Source organism: Kitasatospora sp. NPDC048722, from assembly GCF_040650235.1.
Classification (GTDB): domain Bacteria; phylum Actinomycetota; class Actinomycetes; order Streptomycetales; family Streptomycetaceae; genus Kitasatospora.
The window spans coordinates 1-22,441 of record NZ_JBEZGX010000086.1; the positions used below are offsets into that span (position 1 = coordinate 1).

Below are 22,441 nucleotides of genomic sequence, written 5' to 3' on the forward strand. Positions count from 1 at the left end.
ACATCGTCAGCATCCCGGCCGGCGGCACCCCGGTGATGGTCGGCTTCGGCGACTCGACCGACATCACCAAGGTCCAGGCGCCGCCCGGCCGTCGGCGAGGGCACCGTCCTCCCCGGCTACGACACCGTGACGGTCGCCGTGCGGCACGGGCTGGAGGCGGTCGACATCCTGCGCCTGCGCCGCGCCTGCGGGGCCGTCCTGCAGAGCCGCAGCGGCAGCACCGTCTCCTTCTACGTCCCGGCCGGCACCTGCGACACCTGGCACCTGCCCGGCAGCTCGTGCACGCCAGGAGCCCTGCTGCTGCCCCCGGCGGACCCGCGCTGGGTGATGCCCCCGGCCGCCGCCGACGGCTCCACCCGGCCCACCGACGCGTGGGTGCTCCGCTCCGCGCTCTGCGAGGCCGCCTGCACGCTGACCGCCGGCGGCCTCGGCCCGTTCTAGCGGGCGTGCCGTGCGGATCCCGCCGGGCCCCCAGCCCGTTCCTCCGGCCGGATCCACCCAGCACGCCCGCGGACGTTCGCCAGTTCGAGTCGTCCCATCGAACTGCGCCGATAATGGCTGTCATGGGACGAAGCAGCAGGGCCGCGCGCGGCACCGACCGGGGCCGCGCGACGGCGCAGCCGCAGCCCGACACCACCGGGCCCGGCGGTCGCCTCCACGCCCAGGGTCCGCTCACCCGTGCCGTCGACTCCGGACTGGCCGAGCTCCGCCCGGACCGGGACCGCCCCGCCGCGTGGTCCCTGCTGATCGACGGCGCCCCGCAGTCGATGGTCGACCTCGCCGACCCGACCCACCTCGGCTTCGAGTACCAGCGCCGGCTCGGCCACCTGATAGACCTCGTCGCCCCGCCCGGCCGCCCGCTCACCGTCCTGCACCTCGGCGGCGGCGCCCTCACCCTCGCCCGCTACGTCGCGGCGACCCGTCCGCGCTCCCGGCAGCAGGTCGCCGAGATCGACACGGCGCTCACCGAACTGGTCCGCGCCGAACTCCCGCTGGAGCGCGGCTGGCAGATCAAGGTCCGCGGCGCCGACGCCCGCGGCGTGCTGGAGCGCACTCCGGAGGGCAGCGTCGACCTGGTGATCACCGACGTCTTCTCCGGTGCCCGGACCCCGGCGCACTGCACCACCGTCGAGTTCGCGACGCTCGCCTCCCGCGCGCTCGCCCCGGGTGGCTGGTACGCGGCGAACATGGCCGACGGCTCCACCCTCCCGTTCGCGCGCGCCCAGGTCGCCACGCTGGGCGCGGTCTTCCCCGAGCTCTGCCTCGTCGCCGACCCGGCGGTCCTGCGCGGCAAGCGCTTCGGCAACCTGGTCCTGGCCGCGGCCCACACCTCCCTCCCGGTCGCCGACCTCACGCGCCGAGTGGCCACCGACTCCGCCCTCGCCCGCGTCGAACACGGCCGGTCCCTGGCGGCGTTCACCGCCGGGGCCGCCCCCGTGACGGACGCCACGGCCGTCCCGTCCCCGGTCCCGCCGGCGGGCGTCTTCCGCTGACGGGCGGTGCGGCGGCGCGCTCGCCGGTGCGTCCGCTCGGCTGCGGTGGGGGGCTGTGCCCACCGCGCCCCGCCGGGCCGTGCCCACCGCGCCGGCCTGCCGCGTCCGCTCGGCTGCACCCACCGCCGCGCTCGACCCGTCACGTGTCCACCCGGGCCGTGAACTCCTCCTCCCGACTAGGGTCCCCGCCCGCCCGGCCCTCCGCCCGGCCCTCCGCCCGGTCAGTGCCCCCGTGGCAGCCCGCGGTGCTTCCACATCGCCGCCCCCGTGAGCAACAGTCCGGCGGCGATGGGGGCGAGGACGGCGGTGGCCGTGCCGGAGCCGTTCTCGGTGGCGGTCACGGTGGCCGTGTCGGCGAGCGCGACGGCCGAGGGCGTCCCCGGAGCGGCGGTCGACGCCGGGGCGGAGGTCTGCCCGGTGCGCCCGGTACCGGTGGTGGCGCCGGGTGACGTGGGCCCGGCGGTCGCGCCCGGCGGCGCCGCGGGCGCGGGTGCGGCGACGGCCGGTTCGGCCTTCCGCGCCGCCGGTGCGGAGCCTGCGGGGTGCGCGGGCCTCGTCCCGCCGTGCGCGCCGGGGGTGGCCGTGGACCCGGCGGGTCCGCCCTCGCGCACCGCGGGCGCCCCGGTGGGCCGGCCCTGGGGCGGCACCGTGCCGAGCAGGCCGGAGGCGAGGGCGAAGGCGTCGGGTACGGCCGCCCGCTGGCCGGGGAGCGGCAGGCCGCCGGCCCGGATGCGCTCCTGCAGGCCGCCGTTGGCGGCCCCGGTGGCGCCGGTGAGTTCGCCGACCAGCCCGGGGGAGTTCGAGGCGGGCGTCCGCGCGGGAGCGCCGGCGTGCTCCGCCGACTCCTTGTCGTGCTGCCCCGGCGTGCCGTGCAGGGCGCGCCGGACGGCGGTGCCGGCGGGGGCGGGCACCGGGTCGGCGGTGGTCGCGTACGCGCCGGTGGCGCCGATGCCCCAGAGCTGTGCGAGCAGCGCCCCGCCGACCGCGACGGCGTGGGGCGGGGGGAGCCACCGGCCGGCCGAGCGCCGGGCGCCGGTGACGCCGAGGGGGTCGGGTTCCTGGTGCCTGGTGGCGTGATTGGCTCGCACGTGAGTTGAGAACGAGCGGACGGGCCGTGAGGTCACGCCGGCCGTCACGGACAGTCATCGTGGCCCCCGGGCGTGCCGCCCCGGGGCCACGGACCGTGCGGCGGTCAGGAGTTGGGACGCAGGGTCCAAGTGACCGTCATCACACCGGTGACGGCGCCGTCGGCGCGGGTGATCTCGACGGTGACGGGGAACTCCGGGCGCTCGCCCGCGTCCAGCTCGGCGACGATGTCGGCGGCCGGGCGGCCCAGCACGGCGGTCGCGGTGACCTCGCCCATCGCGAGCTTCTTGTACGCGATCTCGGCGTTGACGGCGAGCGGCACGGCGCGCGAGAGCTGGTCGCCGAAGGCGGCGAGCACGATGCAGCCGCTCGCGGACTCGGCGAGGGTGAACATCGCGCCGGCGTGCGGTCCGCCGACGTGGTTGTGGTACTCGGGCTGGTCGGGCAGCCGGAGCACGGCGCGCTCCGGGGTGGTCTCCAGGTACTCGAGCTTGAGGGTGCGCGCCATCGGGACGGTGGCGTCGAGCATCTGGCCGATCGAAGGTGTCGTCATGCGGACGATGTTACTGCTCGGTAGCTTCCGGCGACAGGCCCGTTCTCGACGGGCGGTGCGGGAGCCCGATGTGAGGGAACGCGAAAACGCCCGAGGGGCCGACCTCTTGAAGAGATCGGCCCCTCGGGCTCGTGGGGTGAGTGACGGGACTCGAACCCGCGGCCACCTGGACCACAACCAGGTGCTCTACCAACTGAGCTACACCCACCATCTGTCCGGTCCGTTCCCGCTCTTCGCGTTCCCGTTCCGACAGGAAGAACTCTACAGGATCGGAGAGGGTGCTCGCGCCAGGGTTTCCCGCGGGCGTGCGCGGACCCCTCGCGGGTCCCGCCGGACCCTCCGATCGGACGGTCCGGCGGGCGGGTGCGCGGGTCAGTCCGTCGCGGGCCGGTACTTCTCGGCGATCGCGCGCGCGGTGTCGGTGTCCGGGCCGGGCTGGGGGACGAACACCGCCTCGCGGTAGTACCGCAGTTCGTCGATGCTCTCGCGGATGTCGGCGAGCGCGCGGTGGTTGCCGCCCTTCTGCGGACTGTTGTAGTACGCCTTCGGGTACCAGCGACGGGACAGCTCCTTGATCGAGGAGACGTCCACGATCCGGTAGTGCAGGTGGCCCTCCAGGGCGGGCATGTCCCGGGCCAGGAAGCCGCGGTCGGTGGCCACCGAGTTCCCGCACAGCGGCGTCTTGCCGGCCTCCGGCACGTGCTGGCGCACGTACGCGAGCACCCGCTCCTCGGCCTCGGCGAGCGTCACCCCGTGCTCGAGCTCGTCGAGCAGCCCGGAGGAGGTGTGCATCGCGCGCACCACCTCGGGCATGTTCGCCAGCGCCTCCGCGGGCGGGCGGATGATGACGTCGACGCCCTCGCCGAGGATGTTCAGCTCGGAGTCCGTCACCAGCGCCGCGACCTCGACCAGGGCGTCCCGGTCGAGGTCGAGGCCGGTCATTTCACAGTCGATCCATACCAAACGGTCATTCACGCAACTCACCCTACGGCGCGATCACGCGCCGCGGGGACCGGTGGAGCCGAGCGGGGGGCCTGGGCGAGCGCTTCGGCGGAGCGTTCGTCCTGCCCGAGGCCCTCCGCGTGGTCGCCGTGCTCACCGAGGTCGCGGTGCTCCGCGGCGCCGGTGTGGTCGGCCTCCCGGTCCGGGCGGGCGGGATGGCCGTCCCGTCCGGACCGCGCCTCCCTCGCCGCACGGCCGCCGTCGGCCGCCGCCGCGCGGCCGCCCTGCGGACGGACCTGCGGCGCCCGGGCCTGACGCGCCCGGGCGTCGCCGCCGGACACCGGCTGTCCGCCGGGCGAGCCGTGACCGCGCACCGCCCCGGTGCCACCCGCTTCGTCCGCCGGCCGCTCGACCGCGCTCCGGTGGCCCTGCCCCTGGCCGCGCGCACCCGGCTGCGGGAGCCCGTCCTCGGTCGCCGCGTGCTCGGCCGTGCGCGGCGGACGGCCCGCGCCCGGACCAGCCTGCGGCGGCACGAGCGGCGGCCGCGCCGGACCGCGCGCCGCACCCTGCTGCCCGGGGTACGGCTGCTGCGCGGCCTGCTGGTACGGGTACGCCTGACCGGGGCGGGCGTGGTGCGGCTGCGGGGCCTGCGCACCGGCCGGACCGGGACCGAACGGACCCGGCTGGCCGTACGGACCGGCCTGGCCGTGGCCGCCCGGCTGACCGTGCGCCGCCGCCTGCCCGTGCTGCGGGTGCTGACCGTGCTGCGCGGGCAGCACCGGACCGCCGGACCCCGCCGGGAAGCCATGCGCCGGCTGCTGGCCGTGCACCCCGCCGAACGCGCCGCCGCCCGCCGTCGTCGCGGTGGCCACCCCGTGCGGACCGGCCGGTCCCGCGGGCTGCGAGCCGGGCCGACGGGCCCGGTAGCTGGTCCGGTAGGCGGCCGGCGAGACCCCGAGCTGACGGCGGAAGTGCCCGCGCAGCGCCACCGGCGAACGGAACCCGCACCGCCGCGCGACGTCGTCCACCGACAGCTCCGACGTCTCCAGCAGCCGCTGCGCCTGGAGCACCCGCTGGGTGATCAGCCACTGCAGCGGCGCACTGCCGGTGAGCGTGCGGAACCGCCGGTCGAAGGTGCGCCGGCTCATGTAGGCGCGCGCCGCCAGCACCTCGACGTCGAACTGCTGGTTGAGGTTCTCCAGCGCCCACGTGACCACCTCGGCCAGCGGGTCGTTGCCGATCTCCTCCGGTAAAGACTGATCGATGTACTGGGCCTGTCCGCCGCCGCTGCGGCGGCTCGGCACCACCAGCCGGCGGGCGAGCGCGTTGGCCGCCTCGGCGCCGTGGTCGCTGCGCACCACGTGCAGGCAGAGGTCGATGCCGGCGGCGGTGCCGGCCGAGGTCAGCACGTCGCCGTCGTCGACGAAGAGCTCGCGCGGGTCGACGTGGACCCGCGGGTAGCGCTTGGCGAGGGTCGGGGCGTACATCCAGTGGGTGGTCGCCGGCCGCCCGTCGAGCAGGCCGGCCGCGGCGAGCACGAACGCGCCGGTGCACAGGCCGATGATCCGCGCACCCTCGTGGTGCGCCTTGCGCAGGGCGGTGATCGCCTCGACCGGCGGCGGCTGCGAGATCGACCGCCAGGCCGGTACGACGATCGTGCCGGCCCGGGCCAGGGCCTCCAGGCCGTAGGGGGCGGAGAGGGTGAGGCCACCGGTGGTGGCGAGCGGGCCCTCCTCCCCGGCGCACACCAGCAGGCGGTAGCGCGGCACCCCGGCGTCCTGGCGGTCGACCCCGAAGACGGAGAGCGGGATCGAGCTCTCGAAGATCGGGGCGCCGCCGAAGATCAGCACCGCGACGGTCTCGCGGCGGCGCCGGCCGGACAGCTTGCGCGGCGCGGCGGTCATCACCGGGGTCGCGGAGCCGTTCGCGCCGGACCGCTCGCCGAGCGGGCCGCCGTGGGCAGCGCCGTGTGCCGGACCGTGCGGACCGCCGTGTCCGAGCGCTCCGTGCCCGCCCGCGACGCCCACACCGGGGCCGAGGCCGACGCTGCCGAGCGTGCCGGCGGAGCCGCCGGGGAGGTTGGGCGCGCCGGACGTGCCCGGGTAGACGGGGTAGTCCCCGCCGTAACCCGGGCCCGCGCTGCCGGATCCGTAACCCGGGCCGGCGGTGCCGGATCCGTAACCCGGGCCCGTGTTTCCGGATCCGTAACCCGGGCCCGTGTTTCCGGATCCGTAACCCGCGCCCGCACCACCGGAGCCGTACGACTGGCCGGGGTTGAGGTGGCCTCGACTGACGGCCGGTCCGCCGTGCTCCGGGGAAGCGCCGTAGGAAGGGGCGCCGGGCGCGGCGGAGGGGGCGGCCGGAGTGGCCGGTCCGGCGGAGTGGGAGGGGTACGAAGAGGTGCCGGAGTTGCGGGTGGTGGCGGCGATCGCGGAGGTGCCAGCGCTTCTCGCGGGGCGACCCGCGATGCCGGCCACCGTCTGGCCGCTGTCAGGACCCGCGTCGCTCCTGCTCACCCTGCTCAAGGCGCTCAAGCCCCCTCGGTGGTGTGGTGTGGGTGGTGCGGCACTGCTAGCCAAGATCGAAATCTATCGGGTGGACCGTTGCCGTTGTGACAAGTTCACCATCCGACGCTATGTCGACATGGCAATTTGGCGTGATGCATTCGATCACGAAGCGTGGCACCCGTCGACCCTTCTGGGAAGAGGGCCGGTGTCACGGTGGCTGGTTGTCGCGGGGCCGCTCCTGGGGTGTCCGGCTTCGGGGCGCCCGGCCGGCGGGTCTGGGCTGCGGATTTGCCCAAGCGGGAGGGACCGGCCAGAAATTGACCGAAAATCGGCGGTGCACGGGAGGGCGCACAAGTCGGCGGAAGTGCGCCTCCCTGGCTTCATTCGGCCAGGGTCCGGGCGGGCCGCGGCCGACGTGACGGCCCGGGTTACCGTCCTGCCGTGAACGATCCGCGCCGGCTCGAACAGGCCAACGACAACGCCGCCGCCTTCTGGCTCGGCCAGGCCCGGGCGCACGGCTGGCGGACCCGCACCGGTGGCGCCCTCACCGCCGTCCGCTGTGCCCGCACGCCGGACGATCCGCACCGCGTCCTTATCGCCCGCCCGTACGCCGAACCGGCCCTGCTGGAAGCGGAGTTGGCCGAGCTCCTGGCGGCCTGGAGCACCCAGCGCTTCACCCTGGAGGACCCGTACGGCGGCCTCGACCTGATCGGCCTCGGCGCCACCCGCCTGCCGGTCATGCCGGTGATGGTCCGTGAGCCGGGCCCGCTCGTCGGCGGCGGGCGGTCGCTGCCGTACGTCCGCGAGGCCGCGGGTGGCGGTTCCCTGACGGTCGATGAGGTAGCGGACGTCGACACCCTCGCCGCCGCGGAACGCGTGATCGTCGACGGATTTCCGCAGCCCGCCCGGCAGCCCTGGACGCGCGGCGGGGCGGTCCCGGAGCGGATGTTGAGCGACCCCGGTTGCCGCGTGTGGCTGGGACGCCTCGACGGCACGCCGGCGGGCGCCTGCCTCACCTACGACGACGGCCGTGCCGCCGGGGTGTACTGGCTGGCCGCGCTGCCCTTCGCCCGTGGCCGGGGCGTGGCGCGCGGCGTGATGCAGACCGCCCTGGCGGCGGCCCGCCCCGACCGCCCGGCGACCCTGGTCGCCACCGCCGCAGGCGAACCGCTGTACCGCAGGCTCGGGTTCGCCGACCAGGGGCGCACGTGCTGGTGGACCCGGACCGCACCGGCGGCCCGGGAACAGGGGTAGCCCCGGTACGACCGCCTCGCCGGCGACCTCTTGCCGGCGACCTCTTGTCGGCTTGTCGGCGACCTACCGCGCCGCTGCCGTCGGCAGCACCCCCAGCGGGACGGCGAACCTGGTTCGCACGGGCCCATCCGCCGTGGGGAGCAACGCCGTTGGACGTTCGAGGGACGTGCCCGCGCCGTTCGCGGCCGCCTCGTTGTGCTCCGCGACGATCACGGCAAGCTCGCCTGAGCGGTTTCGGACAGCGACCCCCGCCTCCGGCCCTCCTGCGCCGCCCGCCCCGGCGCTCACGGGAGCAGGCGCACGTGAGCCCTCCGGGGCGGACGCCGTCGGCCGTACGCCGGGCCGCGCGCCGACGAGCGCCGTCACGGCCGCCTGCGCACTCGCAGCGCTTACCGCCGTGGCGGCCACCATGCGCGTCTGCGCGGCCGGTCGCCGCCGGACCGGCACGCCCGCGCGGACGCCCGCCCGGACGGACGGCGCGTTGCGTGCGGCCAGCACCTGGCCGACGGCCTCCGGCAGGCCGGCGGCCTTCAGCGTCGGCCGGTAGCCGATCTCGGCCCAGGGCCGGCCGTGGTGCAGCCAGACGCTGCGCAGACCGGTCAGCTCCGCTCCGGCGATGTCGGCCGGCGCGTGGTCCCCGATCATCCAGGTGTGCGCCGCCCAGTCGCCGGTGGGGGAGAAGCCGCACCGCCGGGCGGCGATCTCGAAGATCAGCGGGTCGGGCTTGACGCAGTCCGCCTCCTCGGAGATGACCCAGCCGTCGACCAGCGGTCCGAGCCCGGTCCGCAGGATCTTCTCCAACTGGGGGCCCGTGCCGCCGTTGCTGACGATGCCGAGGGTCCACCCGGCGGCCCGGGCCGCCCGCAGCGCTTCGACGTGTCGGGTCGGGCAGTGGATGTGCGAGTTGATGCCGTGTCGGTAGTGGTCGAGCAGGTCGTCGGAAGAGGCGTCCAAGCCGTAGCGGCGCCGGACGGCGGACAGTACGGTGCTGCGCGGCACGTAGCCGCCGCCGTCCAGGGTGACGAACCAGTCGACGTCTCCCGGCGGCAGGTCGCGTTCGGACAGGAAGTCCTGCGCCCAGGCCCGGAAAGCGGCGTCCCTGGGGAGCAGCGTGTTGTCGAGGTCGAACAGGAGCAAGGGCATGCCGAGCATGGTGCCAGTGCCCGCGCCTATGCACCTGGCAAATGCCAGAGAGCGTCGCGAACCCGTACGAAGTGGCTGAAACGGGTACTGCGGACCGGTGTGCCAGTGGGGCGGAACGGGCCTGGTGGGACGGGTGGGACGTCACGGGTCGCGACGGTCCGCGACGGATCGTCGCCGATCAATGACAGTCCGGTCACGGTGTCCCGTGGGCCTGTTGCGCCGTCCGGTTCGCTCAGTCAAGCTCCAGGGAACCTCCTTTCCGGAGGGGGCGCGAAGGCGTGCGAGCGGGGCGTGTGGTCTCGGTGGGCGCATCCCCCTTTCGCAGGAACAACGGCGCCCCGGGGCTTCGCCGCTGGGCTGGGCCTCATGCCCGTCGTACTCTGAAAGGAACAGGTCACAAACGGTGCTGGGCGGCGCAGACCGATGTCATCCCGTGGGCGGGCCTGCTCCCCGGGCAGCGTTGTCCTCTCCTGTCGGCCCCTCTCCCGCGAAGAGCCGTGAGCCATGGCTGGTTTTGAGTTCTCCCGACCGGTTGAACCGGACGCGCCCCGTGGCACGGGTCCGGCGACCGGAGGCGACTCCGCTCCACGCGACGACGCCGACCATGCGGGTTTCGGCCAGGTGGATTCGAGCCGTGCGCATTCCGGCCGTGCGGGTACAGGCCGTGCTGGCACCGGCCGTGCAGACACCGGCCGTGCAGACACCGGCGACGGAGCCACCAGTGATGAAGTCACCGGCACCGCGGACGTCGGCCGAGCGGACTCCGGCCGTGCAGGCTCCGGTCGGTCCGACGCGGACGCTCCCGGCGGCGCCCACCGTGCAGAGCACCACGAGCCCGCGCACGGCGGCGTGCAGGGCTTCGCGCGCTCGCTGCGCAACATCGTCCGCCGCGACCGCGCCGGTGATCGTCCCGGTGACCGCCGGCGGCGTGGCGAGCCCGCGGTCGACCGCGCGGAGCCCGCGGTGAGCGGGCGCCTGGGCCCGGGCGCCGACCGCCCGGAGACGTCCGGCCGGTCCGGCGCGCACACCGAGCCGATCGTCCAGGACGAGCCCGGCCGCGCCTGTGACCCGGCCTTCCAGCACGGTGTGGTCGTCGGCTTCGACGGCTCGCTGTCCAGCGAGCGAGCCCTCGCCTACGCGGTGGGCATGGCCCGCCGTTCGCAGTGCGGCCTGGTGATCGTGCACGTCGCCAACCGCCTGCCCGCCACGGTCTGGGCGGGCTGTGAGCCTCCCGTCTTCGTGGACCTCCCGGATCACCGCACCGAGGTGCTGGGCCTGGAGCTCGCCTGCGCCGACTTCCTCGCCGGCGTGCCGTGGATCCTGGTCGAGCGCGGCGGCGACATCTGCCATGAGATCGAGGAGGTCGGCCGCGAGTACGCCGCCGACGCCATCGTCGTCGGGACGACGCACGGCCTGCTCGGCAAGATCTTCGGTTCGGTCTCCGGCCGGCTGGCGCGCCGTGCCAACCGCCCGGTGATCGTCATCCCCTGACGCCGCACCAGCCCGGCGTCCGTCCCCTCACCGTCCTGCTTCGGCGCGGGCCCACGGCTGTCGCCGCCCGCCGGAGGCGGCCGCAGCTGCCGACCATGGCCGCCGGGCAGCCCTGGCCGCCCCGCCCGAACCGTCCCTGCGGGGGCGGGCGTCACCCCCGCAGGGACGGTTCAGGACGTGACGCCGAGCTCCCGGGCGATGAGCATGCGCTGGACCTCCGACGTGCCCTCGCCGATCTCCAGGATCTTGCAGTCGCGCCAGAAACGGGCGACCGGGAATTCATTCATGAAGCCGTACCCGCCGTGGATCTGCGTCGCCTCGCGCGCGTTGTCGACGGCGGCCTCGGACGAGTACAGCTTCGCGATGGCGGCCTCCTTCTTGAACGGTTCTCCGTGCAGCAGCCGGGAAGCGGCGTCCCGCCAGGCCAGGCGGGAGGTGTGGGCGCGCAGCTCCATGTCGGCGAGCTTGAACTGGATGGCCTGGTTGGCACCGATCGGCCGGCCGAAGGCCCGGCGCGTGCCGGCGTACGCGACGGACTCGTCGACGCAGCCCTGGGCCAGGCCGGTGGCCAGGGCCGCGATCGCGATGCGGCCCTCGTCGAGGATCCGCAGGAACTGGGCGTAGCCTCGGCCACGCTCGCCCAGCAGGTTGGCCGCGGGAACGCGGCAGTCGGTAAAGGACAGTTCGCGGGTGTCGGATGCGTTCCACCCGACCTTCGAGTACTTCTTCGAGACCTGGAACCCCGGGGTCCCGGTGGGCACGATGATGGAAGAGATCTCGCGCGTTGGCGAGCGGAATTCGCCCTCTTCACTCGAACGAGCGATCGGTTCCGTGAGGGCGGTGACGGTGACCAGCCCGGTGATGTCCGTCCCGGAGTTGGTGATGAAGCACTTCGTGCCGTTGATGACCCACTCGTCGGTGGCCTCGTCGTAGCGGGCCGTCGTGCGGGTCGCGCCGGCGTCCGAGCCGCCCTCGGGCTCGGTCAGGCCGAAGGCGCCGAGGAGCTCGCCCGAGGTGAGCCGCGGCAGCCACTCGCGCTTCTGCTCCTCGGTGCCGAAGCGGTAGATCGGCATGGCGCCGAGGGAGACCGCCGCTTCCAGGGTGATGGCCACCGACGAGTCGACGCGGGCGAGTTCCTCCAGCGCGAGGCCGAGCGCGAAGTAGTCGCCGCCCATGCCGCCGTACTCCTCGGGGAAGGGCAGGCCGAACAGGCCCATCCGCCCCATCTCGCGGACGATCTCGTACGGGAACTCCTCCCGCTCGTAGAACTCGCCGATCTTCGGCGCCACCACGTCCTGGGCGAACTCGGCGACGGTGCGCCGCAGGTCCTCGTACTCGCTGTTCAGCCGGTGATCGAACACGGTGTTCCTCCTGGGGCCGCCCGGGCGGGGTGGCCGCGGGCGTGAGCGGGGTGACCGGCGTCCGTCCGATGGCGTGACGGTCGCGCGGTGTGGTCGTCTGGAAAGAAGGTCGTCCGAGTGGACGGGGGACGCCGGACGGCGTTCCGGGACGGTCAGCCCCGGGCGGCGCCGAGCAGCGCCTGGACGGTGCGGGACGGGCTCGGGCGGCCGAGGCGTTCGGCCATCCAGCCACTGGTGGCGACCAGCGCGCGCAGGTCCACGCCGGTCCGGACGCCGAGGCCGTGCAGCATCCACACGAGGTCCTCGGTGGCGAGGTTGCCGGTCGCGCTCTTGGCGTACGGGCAGCCGCCCAGGCCGCCGGCCGAGGCGTCGACGGTGGTGACGCCCTCGCGGAGCGCGGCCAGCGTGTTGCTGAGCGCCTGGCCGTAGGTGTCGTGGAAGTGCACCGCGAGCCGCTCGGCCGGCACCCCCGCCGCGGCGAACGCGGCGAGCAGGGCGGCGACCTGGCCCGGGGTGGCGACGCCGATCGTGTCGCCGAGGCTCAGCTCGGCGCAGCCCATCTCCAGCAGCGCGACGCCGTGGCGGACCACCTGGGAGACCGGGACGGGGCCCTCCCACGGGTCGCCGAAGCACATCGAGAGGTAGCCGCGGACCGCGACCCCGGCCGCCGTGGCGCGCTCGACGACCGGGCGGAACATCGCCATCGCCTCGTCCGCCGAGCGGTTGAGGTTGCGGCGCGCGAAGGTCTCGGTGGCACTGGCGAACACCGCGATGTCGGCGGCGTGGTGGGCGAGCGCGCGGTCGAGGCCGCGCTCGTTGGGCACCAGGACGGGCAGCCGCAGTCCGGGGTGGCGCCCGGGCAGGTCGGCCAGCCGGGGCACCAGGTCCTCGGCGTCGGCGAGCTGCGGCACCCACTTGGGGTGGACGAAGCTGGTGGCCTCGACCGTCCGCAGCCCGGCGGCGGCGAGCCGGGCGATGAACTCGGCTTTGACCTCGACGGGCACCAGGGCGCTCTCGTTCTGCAGCCCGTCGCGCGGTCCGACCTCGTGGATCCGGACCTCCTCGGGCAGGCCTGGAGCGCGGACGGGGTCGGGCAGGCCCAGTTCGAGCGCGTCGGGCTCGTGGGCGGGGGAGGCGGTGGTCACGACCGCACCTCCACCGGGCTCGTGGCGGTCGCGTCCGCGCCCGTGGGGGCGCCCGCGGGAATGTCCGCGCCCTCCTCCGCGGCGGTGACCACGACCAGCAGCTCCTCCATCGCGACGGTGGCCCCGGCGGTGGCCCGGAGCTCGCTCACGACTCCGTCGTGCGGGGCGGAGATCACGTGTTCCATCTTCATGGCCTCCAGGACGAGCAGGGCCTGGCCCTTGCGGACCGCCTCGCCCGTCGCGGTCTTGACGACGGTGACGGTGCCGGGCATCGGGGCGGTGAGGGCGCCGTGGTGGGCGCCGGCCGCGGCGGCGCCCTCGCCGACCGCGTCGTGGCTGTGCAGCGGCCAGGCGTCGCCCTCGACGCCGAGCCAGGTCACCGGGGCGCCGGCGACCCCGGGGGTGTCGTCGACGGTCAGCGCGAAGGAGGTCTGCAGGCCGTCGACCGTCAGGTGCAGCCGGTCGGCGGTGCGGACCGCCCGGGCCCGGTGGGCCGGGCCGGAGCCGAGTCCGATTTCCACCTCGAGGGTGACATTGCCGGGAATGTCAGTGCTCCCGGCTACGTTGCCGGCAGTGATCGGACGGATGCGCACCGGTACGGGGTCCTGGCCGGGGGCCCGGAGCCGGTGGGTGGTCCAGGCGGGTGCGCCGCCCAGGCGCCAGCCGGAGGGGAGGGAGAAGGGGTCGGTCCAGCCGCCGGAGTCGGCGGCCGGGGTGAGGTCCGCGTGCCGTGCGAGGGCGGCCGCGTAGTAGAGGAGGTGGGCAGGTGCGGGAGATCCGTCGGGCGCGGCCGGGTCGGCCGGGGGCAGGTGGTCGGTCCGGGCGGTTCGGTCGGCCTGGTCGGCTGCCGAGCCGGCGGCCGTCGCGGGCGAGTGCGGTGAGGCCAGCAGCGCGGGCTGTTGCAGGACGGTCTGTTCCACCAGGCCGGTGTCCAGTCGGCCGGCGACGACGTCGGGGTGGGCGAGCAGTCGCCGCAGGAAGCCGGTGTTGGTGGTGACGCCCAGGATGCGGGTGTCGGCCAGCGCGGCGCGCAGGCGGCGGAGTGCGGTCGGGCGGTCGGGCCCGTACGCGATGACCTTGGCGAGCATCGGGTCGTAGGCACTGGTGATGACGCTTCCGGGGGCGACCCCGGAGTCGACCCGGACGCCCTCGCCCTGCGGCTCGTCGAGCACCAGGATGCGTCCGCCGGTGGGCAGGAAGTCCCGTTCCGGGTCCTCGGCGCAGATGCGGGCCTCGATGGCGTGGCCCAGGAAGGAGATGTCGGACTGGCCGAAGGTGAGCCGCTCGCCGGCGGCGACGCGTAGCTGCCACTCGACCAGGTCCAGACGGCGGGGCCGGCCGCCGTCCGGGTCGGTGACGGCGATGGCGAGCTCGGTGACGGGGTGTTCCACCTGGAGACGGGTGTTCATCTCCATGAAGAAGAACTCCCGCACACCCTCGGGGGAATCGGGGGCGGGGGAGTCCGGGTCGATGCCGGGAACGATGAACTCCACGGTGCCGGCCCCGGTGTAGCCGCAGGACTCCGCGGCGCGGACGGCCGCGGCGCCCATCGCGGCCCGGGTCTCGGCGTTGAGCAGGACGGAGGGTGCCTCTTCGATCAGTTTCTGGTGGCGGCGCTGGAGGCTGCATTCGCGCTCGCCGAGGTGGACGGTGGTGCCGTGGGCGTCGGCGAGCACCTGCACCTCGATGTGGCGGGGGCGGTCCACCCAGCGCTCCAGGAGCAGGGTGTCGTCACCGAAGGCCGTCCGGGCGACACGGCGTGCGGCGGCGATCTCGGTGCGCAGTTCGGCCGGGTCCCGCACGAGCCGCATGCCCTTGCCGCCGCCGCCGGCGGACGGCTTGAGGAGGACGGGGTAGCCGATCTCGTCCGCGGCGGCGACGAGTTCGTCGTCGGTGGGCGCGGTGGCCCTGCTCCCGGGGACCACCGGGACGCCGGCGGTCCGGACGGCCTCCTTGGCGTTGATCTTGTCGCCCATCAGCTCGACCGCACCGGGAGGAGGACCGATGAAGACGAGGCCCGCGTCCGCACAGGCGCGGGCGAAGGCGGCGTTCTCGGCGAGGAAGCCGTAGCCGGGGTGGACGGCCTGGGCGCCGGTGCGCCGGGCGGCGGCGAGGATCTGGTCGGTCCGCAGGTAGGTCTCGGCGGCCGAGCTGTCGCTGCGGTCGGCCGGGCCGAGCCGGACGGCGACGTCGGCCTCGCGGACGTGCGGAGCGTCGGCGTCGGCGTCGCTGAACACGGCGACCGAGCGCACGCCGAGCCGCCGCAGGGTGCGGATCACCCGGAGGGCGATCTCGCCGCGGTTGGCGACCAGAACTGTGTCGAACATGGGAGGCGTTCCTCCGGGTCGAGGGGGCCGTACGAAGGAGGTGGGGAGGACGGTCCGGGCGCGGGCCCGGGCGAGGGGCCCGGCGGCCGGCGTCGGAGGGGTCACCCCGGGAGCTGGTGCGCCCCGGGCGGGGAAGGGAGGTGCGGGGCCCTGCCCGGGGAGCGCGGGGTCACATCCGGAAGACGCCGTACGGACCGGGCGGCGGCAGCGGGGAGTTGGCGCAGGCGGTGAGGGCGAGTCCGACCACGGTGCGGGTGTCCATCGGGTCGATCACGCCGTCGTCCCAGAGCCGGGCCGTGGCGTAGTAGGCGTTGCCCTGACGCTCGTACTGCTCGCGGACGGGGCGCTTGAACTCCTCCTCCGCCTCGGCCGGCCACTCCTCGCCGTGCCCCTCCAACTGGTCGCGGCGGACGGTGGCGAGGACGGAGGCCGCCTGCTCGCCGCCCATCACGGAGATCTTCGCGCCCGGCCACATCCACAGGAAGCGAGGAGAGTAGGCCCGGCCGCACATCGAGTAGTTGCCGGCTCCGTACGAGCCGCCGATCACCACGGTCAGCTTCGGGACGCGGGTGCAGGCGACGGCGTTGACCATCTTGGCGCCGTGCTTGGCGATGCCGCCCGCCTCGTACTGCCGGCCGACCATGAAGCCGGTGATGTTCTGCAGGAAGAGGAGGGGAATGCCGCGCTGGTCGCACAACTCGATGAAGTGGGCTCCCTTGACGGCTGATTCGGAGAACAGCACGCCGTTGTTGGCGACGATGCCGACGGGGTGGCCGTGGATCCGGGCGAAGCCGGTGACCAGGGTCGCGCCGTACTCGGCCTTGAACTCGGCGAACCGGCTGCCGTCGACCAGCCGGGCGATCACCTCGCGCACGTCGTAGGGCGTGCGCGGGTCCACCGGGACGGCCCCGTACAGGCCGGCCGGGTCGACGGCCGGCGGCTCGACCGCGGCCAGCGGCCACGGCCGCTCCGGGCGCGGGCCCAGGCCGGCCACGATCGTGCGGACGATGGAGAGGGCGTGGGCGTCGTCCTCGGCCAGGTGGTCCGTCACGCCGGAGGTCCGGGAGTGCAGCTCGCCACCACCCAGCTCCTCGGCGGTGACCACCTCGCCGGTGGCGGCCTTCACCAGCGGCGGCCCGCCCAGGAAGATCGTGCCCTGGTTGCGGACGATGACGGCCTGGTCGCTCATCGCCGGGACGTACGCGCCGCCCGCCGTGCACGAGCCGAGCACGGCGGCGATCTGCGGGATGCCCGCGGCCGAGAGCCTGGCCTGGTTGTAGAAGATCCGGCCGAAGTGGTCCCGGTCGGGGAACACCTCGTCCTGCATGGGGAGGAACGCGCCGCCGGAGTCCACCAGGTAGATGCAGGGGAGACGGTTCTCCAGCGCGACCTCCTGGGCGCGCAGGTGCTTCTTCACCGTCATCGGGTAGTACGTGCCGCCCTTGACGGTGGCGTCGTTGGCGACGACCACCACCTCGCGTCCGGCGACCCGGCCGATGCCGGCGATGACGCCGGCGGCGGGCGCGGCGCCGTCGTACATCCCGTCGGCCGCCAGCGGGGCCAGTTCCAGGAAGGGCGAGGCCGGGTCGAGCAGCGTGTCCACGCGGTCGCGGGGCAGTAGCTTGCCGCGCGCGGTGTGCCGTGCGCGGGCCTTGGCGCCACCGCCGAGGGCGGCCGTGCCGAGCTTCTCGCGCAGCTCGGCGACCAGCGCCCGGTGCGCCTCGGTGTTGGACCGGTAGGCCTCGGAGGCAGGGTCGACGGCCGTGCCGAGCCGGGGCGCGGGGGCGGCGGCCCCCGGCGGTACGGGCCCGGGCGCCGCGGTGCCGCCCGCCGCTCCACCACGCGTTGCGCTGCCATGGACGCCGGTGGATACGCCGGCGGTTGAGATGACCATTCCCAAGAGCTCCCTTGCCCTCGGCACCGGGTGGCGGGGTGGCCCGGGTTCCGGTGCGCCCGCTCTCCCTGAAGTTAATTAACGTTAACTTACGCGCCCAGGTTAACGGGCGATAACCCGACTGTCTACGATGGGCGGCATGCCGAACGTCCCCGGAACCACCGCGCTCCCGCGCCGCGACCAGATCCGCCGGGAAGCCGCCCGGCTCTTCGCCGCCCGGGGCTTCCTCGGCGTGGGTGTGGACGAGATCGGCAAGGCCGTCGGCATCAGCGGCCCCGGTCTCTACCGGCACTTCGCCGGGAAGGACGCGATGCTCGCCGACCTGTTGATCGGCATCAGCGAGCGTCTGCTGGAGGAGGGGCGGCGGCGCGCGGGCGGCGGCGACGGCCCGGCCGCCGCGCTGGACGCGCTGATCGGCGGTCACGTCGAGTTCGCCCTCGACGACCGCGACCTGATCACCCTGCACGACCGCGAGCTGCTGAACCTCAAGGAGGAGGACCGCCGCACCGTCCGCCGGCTCCAGCGCGGCTACGTCGAGCTGTGGGTCGACGTGGTCCGGCAGGCCTACCCGGCGCTGGCCGACCCCGCCGCCGAGCCGGTCGCCCGCGCCGCGGTGCACGCCGTCTTCGGCCTGATCAACTCGACCCCGCACAGTCTCGGCCCCAACCCGGCGGCCCAGGCCGATCGCCCCGGCCCCGGTCTCCAACGCGACGGCATGGCCGCGCTGCTGCGCAGCCTCGCCCACGGTGCGTTCTCGGCAGCGGCCGAATCGGCGTCCGCCCACGCCTGAGGCCGGTTGCGGCCGCGCCCGGGGTCAGCCTGAGCCCGGGGTCGCCCTGCGCCCCCGCCTGGGGCCGCCCGCACTCGTGGCCACGTTCGAGGCCGCCTGTGCTCCGCCTGAGGCCGCCTGTGCTCCGCCTGAGGCCGGCCGCGGCCGCGCCCGGCTCCTGTCCCGCCTCCGGGCCTAGGTCCAAAGGACGGCACCCGCCCGCCCCTGGCCGGTGGGCGGTCGGGGCGGGCATGGACGACCCTGGTGGCAGCGGGGCCGGTTGGTCCGTCCGGGTGTCCGGGCGGGAATCACCGCAGGCCGCAGGCTGTTGGCCACTCCGCCGGAGCGTGTCGCGAGCGCGCGCCCGGGCGTGCGCCCGACCCGCCCCGCACCCCGGCCCGGCCGGAAACGGCATGGCGGCGTCCCGATGGAATGGTTAGCATCCCTAAATATGCCTGAGACTCACGGATCTACGGTGGAGCAATCCCCGAGCAGCCCACCTGCCCCCGACGCGAAACCGGGACCGACCGCCGCGGCCGGTCCCGAGAGCCTGGTGCCCCCGGAGACCCCGGTCGGCCCGGCGCTCGCGGCGACTCAGCCTGCCCCCACGACTCCTGCGCCAGCCGCAACCCCCGTGCCGGCCGCGACCGCCACGTCCCCCGAGGCCGGCGGCTGGCTGCGCCGCCTGATCGGCTACTGCCTGCGGTCCCGGCGCAGCCTGCTGCTCGCCTTCGGCGCCTCGCTCGTCGGCATGGCCGTCACGTCGCTCGTGCCGTTGGTCACCAAGCTGATCATCGACGACGTCATCACCACGCACTCCCGCCCGCTCGGCCCCTGGGCGATCGTCCTGCTGCTCGCCGCCGTCGTGGTCTTCGGCTGCACGCAGGTCCGCCGCTACTACGGCGGTCAGCTCGCGCTTGACGTCCAGCACGACATGCGCAGCGACCTGTTCCGTTCGCTCGGCCGGCTCGACGGCCACCGCCAGGACCGGCTGGACACCGGCCAGGTGGTCGGTCGCGCCACGTCGGACCTGCAGCTGGTCAACGGGCTGCTCTCGATGCTGCCGATGATGACCGGCTACCTGCTGATGTTCGTCATGTCGGCGGGCGTGATGGTCTGGCTCTCCCCGCCGCTCACCCTGATCGCCCTCGTGATGGCCCCCGCCCTCTGGTGGGTGACCGTCCTCAGCCGCAAGCGCCTGTTCCCCTCGACCTGGGCGGCCCAGCAGGAGGCCGCGGCCGTCGCCGGGGTCGTGGACGAGGCGATCGGCGGCGTCCGCGTGGTCAAGGGCTTCGGCCAGGAGGCGCAGGAGCTGGACAAGCTGGAGGTCGCCTCCCGCAACCTCTTCGCCGCCCGCCTGCGCTCGATCCGGCTCAACGCCCGCTACAACCCGGCGATGCAGGCGATCCCGGCGCTCGCCCAGGTCGCGGTGCTGGCCTTCGGCGGCTGGCTGGCCGTGGACGGGCGGGTCTCGCTCGGCACCTTCGTCGCCTTCTCCACGTACGTCGCCCAGATGACCGGCCCGGTGCGGATGCTCACCATGGTCATCACGGTCGGCCAGCAGGCCCGGGCGGGCGTCGAGCGCGTCCTCCAGCTGATCGACGAGCGCCCGCTGGTCCAGGAGCGCCCGGACGCGGTGGCCCTCGACCTCACCGGCGCCGGCCCTGAAGGCGCCCTCGGCGCCGGGCACCGGGACGCCACCGGTACCGCGACCGTCGGCCCGCGCACGCCCGGCGTGGCCCTGCAGTTCGACCGGGTCGAGTTCCGCTACGACCCCGAGCACCCCGTGCCCGTCCTGCACGGCCTGGACCTGACGCTCGCCCCCGGTGAGACCCTGGCCCTCGTCGGCGCCTCCGGCTCCGGCAAGTCGACGGTGGCCCAACTGGTTCCCCGGTTCTACGACCCGGCGGCCGGCACCATCCGCCTGTACGGCCACGACCTGCGCGACCTCACCCTCGACTCGGTCCGCTCGGCCGTCGGCATCGTCCCCGAGGAGAGCTTCCTCTTCTCCGAGACGGTCCGCACCAACATCGCGTACGGCCGGCCCGACGCCACCGACGAACAGGTCGTCGCCGCCGCGCGCGCCGCGCAGGCCGACGAGTTCGTCCGCGCGCTGCCGGACGGCTACGACACCAAGGTCGGCGAGCAGGGCCTCACCCTCTCCGGCGGCCAGCGCCAGCGCATAGCCCTGGCCCGCGCGATCCTCACCGACCCGCGGATCCTGCTGCTGGACGACGCGACGTCCGCGGTCGACCCGCAGATCGAGGCGGAGATCCACGACGCGCTGCGCTCGGTGATGACCGGCCGCACCACGCTGCTGATCGCCCACCGCCGCTCGACCCTCCAGCTCGCCGACCGGATCGCCGTGCTGGACCGCGGCCGACTGCTGGACATCGGCACCCACGAGGAACTGGAGGCCCGATGTCCCCAGTACCGGGCTCTGATCACCGACCCGGAGGCCGGCCGCACCGCGCCCGAGGCCGCACCTGAGCCCGAGCGCGAGCCCGCGACGAACACCGCGCCCAAGGCCGGCGCCTCGACCGACGCCCAGGCGACCCCAACCCCCGACCTCCCCACCCCCGCCCTGACCAAGGCGGCCCGCACCGCCGAGCCCGACCTGCTGGCCAAGGTCGCCGCCCTCCCGCCCGCCACCGACAGCCCGGAGATACCGCGCGCCGAGGCCGAGGCCGGCGACCCGGACTTCTCCCTCCGCCGCATGCTGCGCCCCTTCCGGGCCCCGCTCGCCCTGGCGCTGCTGCTGGTCGCCCTGGACGCGGGCGCCGCACTGGTGCTGCCGATCCTGATCCGGCACGGCATCGACCAGGGCGTGAGCAAGACCCTGATGTCCGGGGTCGCCGTGGCCTCGGTGGCCGCCCTGGTGGTCGTCCTGCTGGACTGGCTGGTGCAGAGCGCCGAGAACCGGGTCAGCGGTCGCACCGGCGAGCGCGTGCTCTACACCCTCCGCCTCAAGATCTTCGCCCACCTCAACCGGCTCGGCCTGGACTTCTACGAGCGCGAGCTGACCGGCCGGATCATGACCCGGATGACCACCGACCTCGACTCGTTGACGTCCTTCCTGCAGACCGGGGTCGTCACCGCCGTGGTCAGCCTGCTGACCTTCGCCGGGATCTTCGCCGCCCTGCTGATCATCGACGCGGGCCTGGCCCTGGTGGTCTTCGCCGTGCTGCCGCTGCTGGTGATCGCCACGCTGGTGTTCCGCCGGAAGTCCCGGGACCAGTACGAGATCTCCCGGGACCTGATCAGCACCGTCAACGCCGACCTCCAGGAGAACGTGGCCGGCATGCGGATCGTCCAGGCGTTCCGCCGCCTGGACGCCAACACCGACCGCTTCGTCGCCCGGGGCGTCGCCTACCGGGAGGCGCGGGTCCGGGCGCAGCTCTACATCTCGCTCTACTTCCCGTTCGTCCAGTTCCTGTCCAGCGTGGCCGCCGCGCTGGTGCTGATCGTTGGCGCGGCCCGGGTCGACGCGGGCACCCTGACGGTCGGCGCGCTCGTCGCCTACCTCCTCTACATCGACCTGTTCTTCGCGCCGGTGAACCAGCTCTCCCAGGTGTTCGACGGCTACCAGCAGGCGTCGGTCGGCCTCGGCCGGATCCGGGAGCTGCTGCGCACGCCGACGACCACCGCCGTCGCGGCCGAGCCGGTGCCGGTCGAGAAGAGGCTGCGCGGCGAGATCTCCTTCGAGGGCGTCGGCTTCGCCTACAACGGCGGCGCGGACGGTTCCCCGGACGTGCTCACCGGGGTGGACCTGCACATACCCGCCGGTCAGACGGTGGCGCTGGTCGGCGAGACGGGGGCCGGCAAGTCGACGCTGGTGAAGCTGGTCGCCCGTTTCTACGACGCGACCGAGGGCACCGTCCGGGTCGACGGGGTCGACCTCACCCGGTACGACCTCGCGCAGTACCGCCACCGGCTCGGCGTCGTGCCGCAGGAGGCGTACCTGTTCGCGGGCACGGTGCGGGAGGCGATCGCCTACGGCCGGCCGGAGGCCACGGCTGCCGAGGTGGAGGCCGCGGCGCGGGCGGTCGGCGCGCACGAGATGATCGTTCGCTTGTCGGGCGGGTACGACCACGAGGTCACGGGCCGGGGGCGAAACCTTTCGGCAGGTCAGCGCCAGCTGATCGCGCTGGCCCGGGCCGAACTGGTCGACCCGGACATCCTGCTGCTCGACGAGGCCACCGCCGCGCTCGACCTGGCCACCGAGGCCGCCGTGAACAGCGCCGCCGACCGGCTCAGCGGCGGACGGACCACCCTGGTGATCGCCCACCGACTGACCACCGCCGAACGCGCCGACCGGGTCGTCGTCCTCGACCACGGCCGGGTGGTCGAGGACGGCACGCACGCCGGACTCCTCGCCCTCGACGGGGCGTACGCGCGGCTCTGGCGCGCGTTCATCGCTGACGGGCACCACGACGCGGCCCCCGCCGTCGGGGGGACCGTCGCCGCCGGGTGACC

General features: G+C 74.6%; 14 protein-coding genes, 1 tRNA gene and 1 pseudogene. 6 read left to right on the plus strand and 10 right to left on the minus strand.

Features of this window, described 5'->3' with window-relative positions:
- Positions 1-126: 126 nt before the first annotated feature.
- Together AB0C76_RS37895 and AB0C76_RS37900 are read left to right on the plus strand one after the other, a co-directional pair.
- Positions 127-441, plus strand: a complete 315-nt coding sequence (locus AB0C76_RS37895) for a hypothetical protein (protein ID WP_359974484.1) — start codon at positions 127-129, stop codon at positions 439-441.
- Between the two features lie 122 nt (positions 442-563).
- The gene (locus tag AB0C76_RS37900) at positions 564-1,493 is read left to right on the plus strand and encodes a fused MFS/spermidine synthase (protein ID WP_359974486.1); all 930 of its coding nucleotides are present in this window, start codon (positions 564-566) and stop codon (positions 1,491-1,493) included.
- 221 nt (positions 1,494-1,714) lie between these two features.
- Here AB0C76_RS37900 and AB0C76_RS37905 read toward each other — a convergent pair whose 3' ends face one another.
- From AB0C76_RS37905 to AB0C76_RS37925, 5 genes and pseudogenes are all read right to left on the minus strand, one after another.
- On the minus strand, positions 1,715-2,581 hold the full coding sequence (locus AB0C76_RS37905; RefSeq protein ID WP_359974488.1) for a hypothetical protein: 867 nt from the start codon (positions 2,579-2,581) through the stop codon (positions 1,715-1,717).
- A 104-nt stretch (positions 2,582-2,685) separates the two neighbouring features.
- A complete protein-coding gene (locus AB0C76_RS37910; protein ID WP_329929065.1) occupies positions 2,686-3,132 on the minus strand; it encodes a DUF4442 domain-containing protein in 447 nt (148 codons plus the stop codon).
- Positions 3,133-3,264: 132 nt separating this feature from the next.
- Positions 3,265-3,340: transfer RNA gene (locus tag AB0C76_RS37915), tRNA-His, on the minus strand.
- 164 nt (positions 3,341-3,504) lie between these two features.
- On the minus strand, positions 3,505-4,107 hold the full coding sequence (gene orn / locus AB0C76_RS37920) for an oligoribonuclease (protein WP_359974490.1): 603 nt from the start codon (positions 4,105-4,107) through the stop codon (positions 3,505-3,507).
- A gap of 875 nt (positions 4,108-4,982) precedes the next feature.
- A pseudogene (locus AB0C76_RS37925) lies at positions 4,983-5,978 on the minus strand (helix-turn-helix domain-containing protein); the annotation flags it as partial.
- 1,044 nt (positions 5,979-7,022) lie between these two features.
- Between AB0C76_RS37925 and AB0C76_RS37930 the strand changes: the two are divergent.
- The gene (locus AB0C76_RS37930; protein WP_359974492.1) at positions 7,023-7,835 is read left to right on the plus strand and encodes a GNAT family N-acetyltransferase; all 813 of its coding nucleotides are present in this window, start codon (positions 7,023-7,025) and stop codon (positions 7,833-7,835) included.
- A gap of 63 nt (positions 7,836-7,898) precedes the next feature.
- On the opposite strand, the gene AB0C76_RS37935 is transcribed toward AB0C76_RS37930, so the two are convergent.
- Positions 7,899-8,978 (minus strand): HAD family hydrolase, encoded by a 1,080-nt coding sequence (locus tag AB0C76_RS37935; RefSeq protein WP_359974494.1) that lies wholly within the window; start codon positions 8,976-8,978, stop codon positions 7,899-7,901.
- A 975-nt stretch (positions 8,979-9,953) separates the two neighbouring features.
- Here AB0C76_RS37935 and AB0C76_RS37940 point away from each other — a divergent pair.
- Positions 9,954-10,469 (plus strand): universal stress protein, encoded by a 516-nt coding sequence (locus AB0C76_RS37940; RefSeq protein ID WP_359974522.1) that lies wholly within the window; start codon positions 9,954-9,956, stop codon positions 10,467-10,469.
- 170 nt (positions 10,470-10,639) lie between these two features.
- On the opposite strand, the gene AB0C76_RS37945 is transcribed toward AB0C76_RS37940, so the two are convergent.
- The 4 genes from AB0C76_RS37945 to AB0C76_RS37960 form a co-directional block, all read right to left on the minus strand.
- Complete coding sequence (locus tag AB0C76_RS37945) at positions 10,640-11,830, minus strand: acyl-CoA dehydrogenase family protein (protein ID WP_359974496.1); 1,191 nt, start codon at positions 11,828-11,830, stop codon at positions 10,640-10,642.
- 152 nt (positions 11,831-11,982) lie between these two features.
- The gene (locus AB0C76_RS37950; RefSeq protein ID WP_359974497.1) at positions 11,983-12,975 is read right to left on the minus strand and encodes a hydroxymethylglutaryl-CoA lyase; all 993 of its coding nucleotides are present in this window, start codon (positions 12,973-12,975) and stop codon (positions 11,983-11,985) included.
- Positions 12,972-15,302 (minus strand): biotin carboxylase N-terminal domain-containing protein, encoded by a 2,331-nt coding sequence (locus tag AB0C76_RS37955; RefSeq protein ID WP_359974499.1) that lies wholly within the window; start codon positions 15,300-15,302, stop codon positions 12,972-12,974. The genes AB0C76_RS37950 and AB0C76_RS37955 overlap by 4 nt, the downstream gene beginning before the upstream one ends.
- Positions 15,303-15,471: 169 nt before the next feature.
- Positions 15,472-17,196 carry a carboxyl transferase domain-containing protein gene (locus tag AB0C76_RS37960; protein WP_359974501.1) on the minus strand — a complete coding sequence of 575 codons (1,725 nt, stop codon included), beginning with the start codon at positions 17,194-17,196 and terminating at the stop codon, positions 15,472-15,474.
- A gap of 139 nt (positions 17,197-17,335) precedes the next feature.
- Between AB0C76_RS37960 and AB0C76_RS37965 the strand changes: the two genes are divergently transcribed.
- A complete protein-coding gene (locus AB0C76_RS37965; RefSeq protein WP_359974503.1) occupies positions 17,336-17,986 on the plus strand; it encodes a TetR/AcrR family transcriptional regulator in 651 nt (216 codons plus the stop codon).
- 613 nt (positions 17,987-18,599) lie between these two features.
- Positions 18,600-22,439: an ABC transporter transmembrane domain-containing protein gene (locus AB0C76_RS37970; RefSeq protein WP_359974505.1), complete on the plus strand. Its 3,840-nt coding sequence runs from the start codon at positions 18,600-18,602 to the stop codon at positions 22,437-22,439.
- The last annotated feature ends 2 nt before the right edge of the window (positions 22,440-22,441 follow it).